Genomic DNA, 13,283 nt, shown 5'->3' on the forward strand with positions numbered 1-13,283 from the left:
TTATACACGGTAAACCGACAGGCCGTCAAAGCACGAATCACTCGACCCATCCAGATTAAATGTCATAGACAGTTAAATCTCAAAATAACCTGTCAGTTCACTCCAGCGCCTTATCTCGAAAACAAAAAATACATAAACGTCGTCAAATCATCGCCCCGTCGCGCCGACCTCACCAGACCCTTGTGCCGCAAGGCGGAAGCCGTTGCACGATCGTCTACCGCACACCTTTTCACCAGCGCACGCGACGATCCATAAACCGCTACATCAAAATAAATAATCCACTTTATTTAACATTTAATGGCACACAACTCCGCCGTCATTAGTAAACCAAACTACTTGGTTTTAGCCTCATCACCTGGCTCTTTCAATAAAGTTCGTGTATAGGTTACGCCGTTGTACCGAATAGCGAACCGCCGCACCACACGAGAGACCATGCGAATCGATAAGCCACTTTGGCACGAGGGCCTAATCCTGACTCAGCAGCATTTTCAGCAGCAGGACAGATGGGCTGAATTTGCGTTACGTCAGTACGCCTCTGCGGCAATTGCGGAACCGTGGGGCACACTCGCCGTCGAGATCGACGAAGAAGCACTGGCGACAAGCCGCCTGAAACTCACCCGTCTGAGACTGTGCTTCCCAGACGGCACCCCGATCGACACGACGATCGCCGATTCGCTGCCGCCCGCGCGCGACCTGACGCGAGGTGTGCCGACGGAGCTTCAAAGCGTCGTGGTGCTCGCGGCGCTTGCGCTGCCCGATGCAAACGGCAGCAATTGCCGCTTCGACGAAGCCGCACTCGCCCGTCCGCGACGCTCGTACCGGGAATTCGTCAAGGTCCCCGATCTGAATGGCACCACCGAGACCGAAATCGCAGCCGAACGGCATGCGGTGCGGCTGCTGTTCGACTTCGAGTCGCACGCCGACGACACGGTCTGCGCGATCGCGCGGCTGACGCGCGGCTCGAGCGGTCAATTCCAGGTCGACCACCGGTTCGTGCCGCCGTGCCTGACGCTCGGCAGCCATCCGCTGCATCTCGAACGGATCAACCGCATCGCCGACATCCTGCACGCCAAGAGCCTCGCGTTAGGCGCACGCCGCAGCGAGCGCCTCGAGCAAGTCGCCGAATATGGCGTGGCCGACGTGCAACTCTTCTGGCTGCTGCACTGTATTCACGCAGCATGGCCGCAACTGCGCCTCTTCGTGACGCACCCCGGCCGTTCTCCTGAACAGCTGTATGCGACGCTCGCTCAGCTGGCGAGCGCGCTGATCACGTTCTCGACCACGGCGCAGCTCACGGACATTCCCGTCTACGACCACTCGCGCGCCGACGAGGTATTCGCGCGACTCGAAACGATGATCCGCGAGCTGCTCGACGCGATCATTCCGTCGCGCGTCGTGTCGATCGGCCTGACCCGCAACGGACCGACGACCTGGACCGGCCAGTTCCTCGACGAGCGGATCGTCGCGGATGCGGCCGACTGGTACCTGTCGGTCAATGCGCCGATGCCCGCATTCGAGCTTGCCGAGCAATTTCCGCGGCTGTGCAAGATCGGCGCGCCGGACGACGTCGAACACATCATCAACTCCGCGCTGCTCGGCGTTCCGCTGAAGGCGGTGCAGCGCGTGCCGTCCGCGATTCCGGTACGTCTCGACAATCACTACTTCGCGCTCGATTCGGCCAGCGTCGTGCACAGGAAGATGCTTGCCGCACGAGCGTGCCAGATCTATCTGCCCGCGTCGATTCCGGACGCGTCGCTCGAACTCTACGCGGTGCTGCGCTCATGAAAGCCCTGAAGCTCAATCGACCCGCTGCCGCGCTGATGCAAGGCGCGGCAGGCCCGGGAAACGCGCCCGCCGACGGCATTCGCGACCTGCTGCGCGATACGGCGCTGCTGGTCACGACGCTGACGTCGGGCGGACAGGTTCCGGACGCAATCGCCCTGCGCGCCCGCTGCAAGCAGCTCGTCGAGCAGTTCGCGGGCGCGCTGGAGCGCCGCGGCTTTCCCGACGACGTTCGCAACGAGGCGCTGGTCGCGCAGTGCGGGCTGCTCGACGAGGCCGCGCTGCGGCATTTGCCTGCCGAATCGCGGTCGGGATGGGAACAGAAGCCGCTGCAGGTCGAACAGTTCAACTTGCACGAGGCCGGTGAGCGGGTGTTCGAGCGACTCGACGCGCGCATGCGGGAAGCGTCGCCGTCGGTGGCCCTGCTCGAGTGCTACGCGGCGATTCTCGGGATGGGCTTCGTCGGCCGCTACGCGCGCGAGGGCGAAGCGAAACGCGCCGCGTTGATCGCATCGCTCAATGCCAAGCTGGAGACGCTGCGCCCGCCGTCCGAGCGGCCGTTCATCGCGGATCGTGCCGGGCGGCGTCTCTCCGACTGGTTTTACCGGCTGTCGCCATGGGCCATCGCAGGCCTCGCCGTGATTGCGGCGGCGATCGTATGGGGCGTCTGGTCCGCCGTGCTCGACGCGCAACTCGCGCAGCTGATCGCAACGAAGGCCGTCCGCCCGTGAAATCCGACCTCCCTGTTCTTTCGTCGGCGTCGCCGCGCACGCCCGATCGTGGCCACGAAGGGCTCGGCTATCCGTCCCGGCTCATGATCGCGTTCGCCGCGGTGCTGGCGCTCGCGGTGGTTTGGCTCGTGCTTCCGCTCGGTTCGGGCGTCGCGTGGGCGATCTCGGCATTGGTCGGGGTCGCCGCGCTCGCGATGATCGCGTGGCACACGCGCAGGCTTGCACGCGCGCGCGGCGACAGTGCGCACGTGCTGGCCGCGCTCGGCGCCGCCACCGCAGACATTCCGGTGAAGCTGCGCACGCGCATGCCGCTCGTGCTGGTGACCGGAGACGGCCTGCCCGCACTGTTCGACCGAACGACGGAAACCCGCCATGCGCACGTCGGCGACGGCGGCATCTGGCTGCGCGTCGACCGCGTGCAGGATCTGCCGCGCCTGGCCGTGGCGGTCAGACAGTGGCGCGACGGCCGCGCGCCGGATGGGATCGTGCTGTCGGTCGCGCCTGCGCTGCACGCGGACGCCGAAGTACTTTCGCAAAAGTTGCGGGTCGTTCGTCAAGCGGCCGCCGATGCCATGCGCATGTTGGGCGTGCGGCTGCCTGCGTACGTTGCGGTCTATCAGCGGCTCACCTGCGGCCCGCTCGGACTGTCGACCCCCGAGTGGTACGGCGTGTCGTCGGCCACGCAGCTGGCAGGCGGCGCGGGTTTCGAGCCCGCGATGCGCACCGCCGAAGACCAGGTCCGGCGCGCGGCCGACGCCCGCGTTGCCGCCACGCGCGCCGCCGCGCTGACATCGGTGATCGGCTGGACCCAGCGCGTGGTTTTTGCCGCGCTGGCGGACCGACAGCAGCCGGCTACCGGGTGGCCGTTATTCGGCGCCGGCTGGATCGACTGCGGACCGGCCAGCGATTCGGAAAAGCCGTGGGAACGCGATGTCAACATGCAGGCGCGCGTGAGCCGCGCGGGCTCGGCCGCGTCGCCCGCGCCGTGGCCGTTGCCGCAGCCGCTGATCGAAGCGATGCCGCGTCGATACTGGATGTCGCCTCGTCTCGTCGCCACTTTCCACGCGCTGGCTTTGCTCGCCTGCGCCGCGGGCGCTGCGTTCTGGGGCGCGGCCCGCAACAACGAGGCGCTGTTGAACCGGGTCGGTGCGGATCTCGGTCGCTATGCGGCGATCCCGGCCGATCATCATGCCGCGCAGCGCGATGCGTTGACGGCGCTCGTCGCCGATCGCGATCAACTCGATCGTTACGCGCGCACCGGCATTCCGCTGCGCCTGTCGTTCGGCATGTATCGGGGCGCACGGCTGATTGCGCCGTTGAACGACGCGATCGCCTCTTACGTGCCGCCTGCCCCGCCGCCGGCGATCGTCACGCTCGACAGCATGTCGCTGTTCGACAGCGGCAGCGCCCGGTTGAAGCCCGGCTCGAACCGCGCGATGGTCGGCGCGCTGGAAATGATCAACGCGCATCCCGACAAACGCATTCTCGTCGCGGGCCATACCGACGACACGGGCGACCCGAACGCGAACCTGAAGCTGTCGGCCGCGCGCGCGCAAGCGGTACGCGACTGGCTGGTCGATGCGTCGGGCATTGCGTCGACCCGCTTTGCGATTCAGGGCTACGGCATGACGCGGCCGCTCGCCGGCAACGATACGGCCGAAGGCCGCGCGCGCAACCGTCGCGTCGAAATCACGCTGGTCCCGGACTCGGGCAAATAGCGATTCAGGTTTGGCCCCCGAAGCGGTCCGCTTCGGGATTCCGAAGCTCGGGGGCAAGCTCCGAGCAGGTTTAGTAGTGCAAAAAAGGAGTATGACAATGGCAATTCCCGCATATGCGTGGTTCAAGGACGACGGCGGCGCCGACATCAAGGGTTCGGTCACGGTTCAGGACCGCGAAGGCAGCGTCGAAGTCGTCGCGTTCGATCACGGCGTGCATATCCCGACCGACGGCAACACGGGCAAGCTGACGGGCACGCGCGTCCACGCGCCGATCACGTTCACCAAGGAAACCGACGCGTCCACGCCGTACCTGTACAAGGCGGTGACGAGCGGCCAGACGCTCAAGTCGGTCGAGATCAAGTGGTACAAGATCGACGACGCGGGCAAGGAGAAGGAGTACTTCAACACGAAGCTCGACAACGTCAAGATCGTCGCGGTGCGTCCGAAGATGCTCGACATCAAGATCCCGGACTACGAGAAGCACAACCACCTCGAAGAAGTCGAGCTGCGCTACGAAACGATCACCTGGTCGTACAAGGACGGCAACATCGTTCACAAGGACACGTGGAACGAGCGTTCCTGACCGGTCCGGTCTCGTGCCGGAACTGCTGACCTCTGGCGGTTCCGTTGCCGGCCTGACCGATTCGGGCCGGCTTTTTTCTACCTGGGAGCGGGCGGCGAGTACATCGTTGCCCGCTCCTCTTCGTGACCAAACTTCCCGATGATCTCGCGCGATACCACTCACCTGCTCCGCCGGCTCAATACGCACAGCGCGAAGGCGCTCGAAGCGGCAGCCAGTCTGTGCCTGGGGCGAATGACGGATGAAATCACCGTCGAGCACTGGCTGTTGAAACTGATCGAGGCAGGTGATGGCGACATCCCGGCGATTCTTCGGCACTACGCGATCGACGTCGACAAGGTGTGGGACGCGCTGATCGCGTCGATCGATCGGCTGCCGCGCAATCTGCGCGGCAAGCCGGCGATCTCGCTGCAACTGGCGACCGTCCTGCAGGACGCGCGGCTACAGGCGTCGCCCGACGGCGAAGATGCGTCGATCCGGTCCGGCAACCTGTTGCAGGCGATCGTCGCCACGCCATACGTTCTGCGCGCGCAAGACGCCTGGCCGCTGCTGTCGATCAGCAGCGCGCAGATCGAGCGCCTGCTGCCGCGCCTCGCGCATCGATCCTGCGAAAGCCGCGTCGAACCCGAAGCGATGGCCGACGCGGATGCCGACACGCCGTCTGCGAGCGACGAACCGCACCGCCAGGCCGACGAGCACGCAACCGAAGCGGCATCGGTACGTAGCCGGTCCACCGACGGCGAAGCGCTCGCGCGCTTCGCGATCGATCTGACCGACAAGGCGCGTCGCGGCGACATCGATCCGGTCTTTGGCCGCGACCGCGAGATCCAGCAGATGGTCGACGTGCTCGCGCGTCGACGCAAGAACAACCCGATCCTCGTCGGTGAACCGGGCGTCGGCAAGACCGCGCTCGTCGAAGGGCTCGCGCTGCGTGTCGCCAACAAGGACGTGCCGAACGTGATTCGCGACGTTCGGATCCTGACGCTCGATCTCGGCCTGCTGCAGGCCGGCGCCGGCGTGAAGGGCGAATTCGAGCAGCGCCTGAAGAACGTGATCGACGAGGTGCAAGCGTCGCCGGAGCCGATTCTGCTGTTCATCGACGAAGCCCATACGTTGATCGGCGCCGGCAACGCCGCCGGCGGCGCCGATGCGGCCAACCTGCTGAAGCCGGCCCTCGCGCGCGGCGAACTGCGCACCATCGCCGCGACCACGTGGTCCGAATACAAGCAGTTCTTCGAGCGCGACGCCGCGCTCGAGCGACGCTTTCAGATCATCAAGGTCGACGAGCCCGACGACGATGCCGCCTGCCTGATGCTGCGCGGCCTGAAGACCCACTACGCGAAATACCATCACGTCCACATCCGCGACGAAGCGCTCGTGGCCGCGGTCAAGCTCTCGCGCCGCTACATTCCCGCTCGGCAGCTTCCCGACAAGGCGGTCGACCTGATCGATACGGCGGCCGCGCGCGTGCGCATGGGGCTCGAAACGCCGCCCGCCGAACTGCAGCGCGCACGCGCGGCGGTGTCGGCGCTCGAGCTGGAGCAGACGACGCTCGACGCCGATGCGCAGGCCGGGATCGACGGCATCGAGAACCGGCGCGAAGCGCTGGCGCGCGCGCTGAGCGACGCGCGCAATGCGCTCACGCTGTTGCAGACGCGCTATACCACCGAACTCGAACTGGTTCAGCTGGTGCATGAGCAGCGCGCGGCGAAAGAAAACGCAGAGGCCGTCGCCGAACTCGGATCGCTCGACGACGCGCAGCAGCTCCTCGCCGATGTGCAGGGCAAGGCACCGCTAGTGTTCGTGGACGTCGATGCGGCGGCCATTGCGCGCGTCGTCGCCGAATGGACCGGCGTGCCGGTCGGCAGCCTCGTGGAGGACGAGCTGCAGAGCTTGCTGACGCTCGAACGGCAACTGGCCACGCGGGTCGTCGCGCAGGACGATGCGCTCGGCGCGCTCGCCGAGAGCTTGCGGACCGCCAAGGCCGGCCTCAAGAACGAGAACGCGCCGCTCGGCGTCTTCCTGCTCGCCGGCCCGTCGGGTGTCGGCAAGACCGAAACGGCGCTGGCGCTGGCCGACCTGCTGTTCGGCGGCGAAGCCGCGCTCACGACCATCAACATGTCGGAGTATCAGGAAGCGCATACGGTGTCGCAGCTGAAGGGCTCGCCGCCCGGCTACGTCGGCTACGGCCGCGGCGGCGTCCTGACCGAAGCCGTGCGGCAACGGCCGTACAGCGTCGTGCTGCTCGACGAGGTCGAAAAGGCACATCGCGACGTGCTCGACATGTTCTATCAGGTGTTCGACCGCGGCACGATGCGCGACGGTGAAGGGCGCGAGATCGACTTCCGCAACTGCGTGATCCTGATGACGTCCAATCTCGGCAGCGCGCAGATCGACGACGCCACCGCCGACGATCCGCACATCGCGCAGGCGGCGCTGCTCGACGCGATTCATCCGCAGCTCGTCGCGCACTTCCAGCCCGCGTTGCTCGCACGCTTCCAGTCGCTCGTCTACCGGCCGCTCGACGCCGCCGCGCTGTCGTCGATCGTGCGGCTGAAGCTCGCGAAGGTCGCCGAGCGCCTGCGCCGGCAACACGACGTCGAACTGTCCTGCGACGACGCGCTGATCGGCTCGATGGCCGAGCTTTGTCTCGCTCGCGAATCCGGCGCGCGCAACGTCGACGCGTTCCTCAATCAACGCATTCTGCCGACCGTGTCGCGCGAGCTGCTCGCGCGCATGGCCGCCGGCGACATGCCGGCGAAGATCGTCCTGTCGAGCTCGGCCGACGGCAACCTGACGATCGATTTCGTCGCCCGGGACGCCGTCGCGGCCGGCCCGAGCGAGCCGGCATCGGCCGCCGCGTGACGGGAGAGGACCACCATGCCGGCCGGCCCTTCCCTCTACGACATGCTGCTCGGCCAGATCGGCGGCGAGCCGCTCGACGCCTACGACGACCGGACGCTCGAGTGCATGAGCGTCCAGCAGAACGTCCAGCGCATTCTGAACACGCGCGCCGGGGCGCTGAAACACCTGCCCGATTACGGCCTGCCGGACCTGACGAACATCTACAAGGCGCTGCCCGCATCGGCTCACGTGCTCAAGCAGCAGATGGAAGCGACGCTCGTGAAATACGAGCCGCGCATCCGTTCCATCGACGTCGACATCCTCGACAACGACGATCCCGGCGTGCTCGTCTGTTTCGAGATGACGTGCCATCTGAAGAAAGCCGGTCTGGTGCGGTTCGGCACCTACTTCGAGCCGCCCGGCCGCATGTGGCTGAAACGCCGGGCGGCTGACCGCCGCTGATTCGACGCCCCGGGCCGCCTCCCAACCGGCCCGATCCGGCCCGATCTCGCCCCATTCGACACCGAGGGTTAACACGGCGCACGTCCGGCTTTGTGCCGCGCGTCTTTTCGCCTAGAATTTATCGACCGATAACTTATCTCTCGATAAACAAGGAGTTCGCCATGCCTGTCTTGCGACTCGCGCACTACTCCATCCGCACGCTCGACCTCGACCAGTCGTGCCGGTTCTACGAGCGGGTGCTCGGCTTCAAGCGCGGCTACCGCCCGCCATTTGACTTCCCGGGCGCGTGGCTCTACGCCGGCGACGACGAAGCCGACTATGGAATCGTGCACCTGATCGGCATCGATCCGGCCGACCCGCGCGGCCTTGCCGCCTATCTCGGCGACAAGGCCGTGCCGGCCACGGGCACCGGCACCGTCGATCACATCGCGTTCCTCGCGACCGGCGTCGAAGCGATGTGGCGCACGCTGCGCGCCGAGAACGTCGCGTGGCGCGACCGCACCGTGCCGAGCCTCGGGCTGCATCAGATCTTCATCGAAGACCCGTCGGGCGTGACGATCGAACTGAACTATCCGGCCGCCGAAGTGGCCGGCCTCGACCCGCGCGGCGCAGCCGCGGCTACCCGTGGAGCGTGACATGAACGACCGCAATTCGACCAAGCGCAAGGCCGCCATCATCGGCGGCTCACTGGGCGGCCTGTTCGCCGCGAACCTGCTGCTGCGCAACGGCTGGGACGTCGACGTGTTCGAGCGCGTGCCGGATGAACTGTCCGGGCGCGGCGCCGGCATCGTCACGCATCCCGAGCTGTTCGACGTGCTGCGCGCGGCCGGCGTCCGGATCGACGCGTCGATCGGCGTGAACGTCGACGCGCGCATCACGCTCGCACGCGACGGCTCGCTCGCCTCCGAGCGGCCGCTGCCGCAGACGCTCACCGCGTGGAGCAAGATGTACCACGTGCTGCGCGCCGCGCTGCCGGACCAGCATTACCACGCGGGCGCCGTGGTCGCCGACGTCGCGGACGGCCCCGATCGCGCGTCGGTCACGCTCGCCGACGGCTCGGTGGTCCACGCGGATCTCGTCGTCGCCGCGGACGGCCTGCGCTCGACGATCCGCGAAACCTTCCTGCCCGACGCGCGCTTGCAATACGCGGGCTATGTCGCGTGGCGCGGGCTGGTGGACGAACGCGAGCTGTCCGACACGACGCACGCGACGCTGTTCGACAAGTTCGCATTCGGGCTGCCGCCCCACGAACAGATCCTCGGCTACCCGGTTGCCGGGCGGTACAACAGCACGCAGCCCGGCGAGCGCCGCTACAACTTCGTCTGGTATCGCGCGACCCGCGAAGACACCGACTTGCCGAACCTGCTGACCGACGCGACCGGCAAGCAGTGGGCCGGCGGCATTCCGCCGACGCTGATCCGGCCCGACGTGCTCGCCGCGATGGAAGACGCCGCGCATGCGCTGCTCGCGCCGCAGTTCGCGGAAGTCGTGTCGCGCGCCGCGCAGCCGCTGTTTCAGCCGATCTACGACCTCGAGGTGCCACACATGACGTTCGGCCGGATCGCGCTGCTCGGCGACGCCGCGTTCGTCGCGCGCCCGCACTGCGGGATGGGCGTCACGAAGGCGGCCGGCGACGCGATGGCGCTCGTGCAGGCGCTGGGCGCCCACGCCGATACGCTCGATGCGCTGCATGCCTACAGCGACACGCGCACCGCGTTCGGCGCCGCGATCGTCCAGCATGCGCGTCATCTCGGCGCGTACATGCAGGCGCAGTTGCAGAACGACACCGAACGCGAAATGGCCGAGCGCTATCGCACGCCCGAAATCGTGATGCGCGACACCGCCGTGCCGCCGCAACTGTGAATCGCGCAGGCCGCCTGCCCGACGTGCCGCACCACGTCATGACCGATACCAACCAGGAGACACCGTGAACCGCTCGATTCCGGCTTGCGCCGGCCCCGTCCCCGATCCGGACGCATTCGCCGCGCCCCAGCACCCGCTGCTGCGCGATGCCCGCTTTCGCCAACTCGTCGCGCGCAGAAGGCGGTTCGCGTGGTCGTTGACCGCCGTCATGCTCGCGCTCTACTTCGCGTTCATTCTCGCGCTGGCGTTCTCGCCCGCCTGGCTGGGCCGGCCGATCGCGCCGGGCCGCACGACGACGTGGGGCATCCCCGTCGGCTTCGGGATGTTCGTCGCGACCTTCGCGCTCGTCGCGCTGTACGTGCGGCGCGCCAATTCGGTACACGACGCGCGCGTCGCGTCGATTCGCGACGGAGGCGGCCAATGAAGCGCGCCGCCATCCTCGCTGCGCCGATCGTCGCGGCGGCCGGCGCAACGCCCGCATGCGCGGCCGCACCGGCCGTGCATGCGCCCGCGCACGATCCGCTCGCGATCGGCATGTTCATGCTGTTCGTCGCCGCGACGCTCGTCATCACGCGCTGGGCCGCGCGCCACAACCACAGCGTCGCCGATCACTACGCGGCCGGCGGCCGCATCACCGCGCTGCAGAACGGCTGGGCGATCGCCGGCGACTACATGTCGGCCGCGTCGCTGCTCGGCATCTCCGCGCTCGTGTTCACGAGCGGCTACGACGGGCTGATCTATTCGGTCGGCTTCCTCGCGAGCTGGCCGATCATCCTGTTCCTGATCGCCGAGCCGTTGCGCAACCTCGGCAAGTACACGCTCGCCGACGTCGTGTCGTACCGGCTGCAGCAACGCCCGATCCGCGCGTTCGCGGCGTCGAGCTCGATCGTCATCGTGCTGCTGTACCTGGTGTCGCAGATGGTCGGCGCCGGCAAGCTGGTCGAGCTGCTGTTCGGGCTGAACTACACGGTCGCGGTCGTGATCGTCGGCGTGTTGATGGTCGTCTACGTGTTCTTCGGCGGCATGCTCGCGACCACGTGGATCCAGATCGTCAAGGCCGTGCTGCTGCTCGCCGGCGCGGCCTTCATGGCGGTCATGGTGCTGAGCCGCTTCGGCTTCAGCCTCGACGCGCTGTTCGCGCAGGCGATACGCATCCATCCGAAGCACGCGGCGATCATGCGGCCGGGCGGGCTCGTGTCCGATCCGGTGTCCGCGGTGTCGCTCGGGCTCGCGCTGATCTTCGGCACGGCCGGCCTGCCGCACATCCTGATGCGCTTCTTCACCGTCGGCGACGTCGGCGCCGCGCGCAAGAGCATTCTCTATGCGACCGGCATCGTCGGCGCCGGCTATGCGCTGATCATCGTGATCGGCTTCGGCACGATCGCGCTCGTCGCCGCGGACCCGCAGTATCACGACGCAAACGGCGCGATCGCGGGCGGCGCGAACATGGTCGCGATCCATCTCGCGCACGCGGTCGGCGGCGACCTGTTTCTCGGCTTCATCTGCGCGGTCGCGTTCTCGACCATTCTCGCGGTGGTCGCCGGGCTGACGCTGGCCGGCTCGTCGGCGATCTCGCACGACCTCTACGCGAACGTGCTGCGCCGCGGCCGCGCCACCGACCGCGACGAAATGCGCGTCGCGCGCGCGACGACGCTGGTGCTCGGCGTGCTCGCGATCGTGCTGGGCATCGCGTTCCAGAAGCAGAACATCGCGTTCATCGTCAGCCTGACGTTCTCGATCGCGGCCAGCTCCAATTTCCCGGTGCTGCTGCTGTCGATCTACTGGCGCGGGCTCACCACGCGCGGCGCGGTAGTCGGCGGCGCGGTCGGCCTCGTCACCGCGGTCGCGCTGACCGTGCTGAGCCCGACCGTCTGGGTGCAGGTGCTCGGCCACGCGCATGCGCCCTACCCGTACGAATATCCGGCGCTGTTCTCGATGGCGGCGGCGTTCGTCGCGATCGTCGCGGTGTCGGTGACCGACCGGTCGGCCCGCGCGCGCCGCGAACGCGCGCTGTTCGATCTGCAGCTCGTCGCATGCGAGTTGGGCGTCGCGCCGTCGCAGTACGACCATCACAACCTGGAGACGACACGATGACCTGTACCTGCTGCATGTCCAGCGGCCGGCGCCGCGTGCTCGGCGCCTTCGCGGCGCTCGCCGGCGCGGCGGTTGCCGGACGGCCGGCGATGGCCGCCGAGCCGCGTTCGGCTTCATCGGCTTCAGCCACGCCGCCCACCGCCCACCCGCGCGCGATCGACATTCACGCCCACTACTACCCGGAGAGCTTCTGCACGCTGGTCGGCGGCGAAGGCAAGCGGTTCGGCGGCGCGTTCACCTGCGACGACACGAGCTTCACGTTCCGCACGCCGGCCGGCGGCCTCGGGCCGCTGCCGATGAAGTTCATCGACGTCGACGCGCGGCTCGCCGACATGGACGCATCCGGCGTCGACGTGCAGGCGCTGTCGCTGAGCGTGCCGATGGCGTACTGGGGCGACCGGCCGTTCAACGCGAAACTGGCGCGCACCTGGAACACGGCCGCGTCGCGCGTGCATCAGCGTCATCCGACGCGCTTCGTCGTGCTCGCGACGCTGCCGATGCTCGATGCGACCGACGCGATCGACGAGCTCGAACGCGCGTCGCAGCTGCCGGGCGTGCGCGGCGTCTACATGGGCACCAACATCGACAACCGCGACCTCGACGACCCGCGCTTCGCGCCGGTCTTCGCCCGCATCGAGCAGCTCGGGCTGCCGGTGTTCCTGCATCCGCAGCAGACGGTCGGCGGCGCGCGGCTCGGCGATTTCTATCTGAGCAACCTGCTCGGCAATCCGTTCGACACCGCGATCGCCGGCTCGCATCTGATCCTCGGCGGCGTGCTGGACCGCCATCCGGCGCTGCATTTCACGCTGCCGCATGCGGGCGGCGCATTGCCGATCCTGGTCGGGCGGCTCGATGCGGGCTGGACCGTGCGGCCCGAAACGCGCCGGCTCGCGCAGCAGCCGAGCAGCTATCTGCGGCGCTTCAGCTACGACACCGTGTCGCATTCGGGGCCGGTGCTGAACTTCCTGATCGACACCGTCGGCATCGACCGGCTCGTGCTCGGCAGCGACTACTGTTTCGACATGGGCTACGCGCAGCCGGTGCGCTTTCTCGACCGGCTGGACCTCACCGCCGCCCAGCGCGCGATGGTGCTGGGCGGCAATGCCGGCCGGCTGCTGCGGATCTAGGCGCGGGCGTGGCGTGCGCCGCGCCAGGGCCTGTTCACCGGCCCGATGCGTTCAGAACGTTTCAGCCGGGCTTCAGGTCTTG

11 protein-coding genes are annotated in these 13,283 nt (G+C 67.6%); all 11 read left to right on the forward strand.

The window, feature by feature from the left end:
- Nucleotides 1-432 precede the first annotated feature (432 nt).
- The 11 genes from tssK to EX20_RS11445 all read left to right on the forward strand — a co-directional run bounded on the left by tssK (nucleotide 433) and on the right by EX20_RS11445 (nucleotide 13,201).
- Complete coding sequence (tssK, locus tag EX20_RS11395) at nucleotides 433-1,785, forward strand: type VI secretion system baseplate subunit TssK (RefSeq protein ID WP_034193598.1); 1,353 nt, start codon at nucleotides 433-435, stop codon at nucleotides 1,783-1,785.
- Entirely contained in the window at nucleotides 1,782-2,513 is a 732-nt protein-coding gene (locus tag EX20_RS11400; RefSeq protein ID WP_034193599.1) for a DotU family type IV/VI secretion system protein, read from the forward strand. The genes tssK and EX20_RS11400 overlap by 4 nt, the downstream gene beginning before the upstream one ends.
- Nucleotides 2,510-4,231: an OmpA family protein gene (locus EX20_RS11405; protein WP_034193600.1), complete on the forward strand. Its 1,722-nt coding sequence runs from the start codon at nucleotides 2,510-2,512 to the stop codon at nucleotides 4,229-4,231. The genes EX20_RS11400 and EX20_RS11405 overlap by 4 nt, the downstream gene beginning before the upstream one ends.
- Before the next feature lie 97 nt (nucleotides 4,232-4,328).
- On the forward strand, nucleotides 4,329-4,814 hold the full coding sequence (locus EX20_RS11410) for an Hcp family type VI secretion system effector (RefSeq protein WP_014726096.1): 486 nt from the start codon (nucleotides 4,329-4,331) through the stop codon (nucleotides 4,812-4,814).
- A 138-nt stretch (nucleotides 4,815-4,952) separates the two neighbouring features.
- On the forward strand, nucleotides 4,953-7,676 hold the full coding sequence (gene tssH / locus EX20_RS11415; RefSeq protein ID WP_034193601.1) for a type VI secretion system ATPase TssH: 2,724 nt from the start codon (nucleotides 4,953-4,955) through the stop codon (nucleotides 7,674-7,676).
- A gap of 15 nt (nucleotides 7,677-7,691) precedes the next feature.
- Nucleotides 7,692-8,117, forward strand: a complete 426-nt coding sequence (gene tssE, locus EX20_RS11420) for a type VI secretion system baseplate subunit TssE (RefSeq protein ID WP_034193602.1) — start codon at nucleotides 7,692-7,694, stop codon at nucleotides 8,115-8,117.
- Nucleotides 8,118-8,278: 161 nt separating this feature from the next.
- Nucleotides 8,279-8,752 (forward strand): VOC family protein, encoded by a 474-nt coding sequence (locus EX20_RS11425; RefSeq protein WP_034193603.1) that lies wholly within the window; start codon nucleotides 8,279-8,281, stop codon nucleotides 8,750-8,752.
- Nucleotide 8,753: 1 nt separating this feature from the next.
- Nucleotides 8,754-9,980 carry an FAD binding domain-containing protein gene (locus EX20_RS11430; RefSeq protein WP_034193604.1) on the forward strand — a complete coding sequence of 409 codons (1,227 nt, stop codon included), beginning with the start codon at nucleotides 8,754-8,756 and terminating at the stop codon, nucleotides 9,978-9,980.
- Between the two features lie 64 nt (nucleotides 9,981-10,044).
- Entirely contained in the window at nucleotides 10,045-10,404 is a 360-nt protein-coding gene (locus EX20_RS11435) for a DUF485 domain-containing protein (protein WP_011880436.1), read from the forward strand.
- Complete coding sequence (gene actP / locus EX20_RS11440; RefSeq protein ID WP_034193605.1) at nucleotides 10,401-12,074, forward strand: cation/acetate symporter ActP; 1,674 nt, start codon at nucleotides 10,401-10,403, stop codon at nucleotides 12,072-12,074. Before EX20_RS11435 ends, actP begins: the two co-directional genes overlap by 4 nt.
- Entirely contained in the window at nucleotides 12,071-13,201 is a 1,131-nt protein-coding gene (locus EX20_RS11445; RefSeq protein WP_034193606.1) for an amidohydrolase family protein, read from the forward strand. The genes actP and EX20_RS11445 overlap by 4 nt, the downstream gene beginning before the upstream one ends.
- Nucleotides 13,202-13,283 lie beyond the last annotated feature (82 nt).

The organism is Burkholderia sp. WP42 (assembly GCF_000745665.1).
Classification (GTDB): domain Bacteria; phylum Pseudomonadota; class Gammaproteobacteria; order Burkholderiales; family Burkholderiaceae; genus Burkholderia; species Burkholderia vietnamiensis.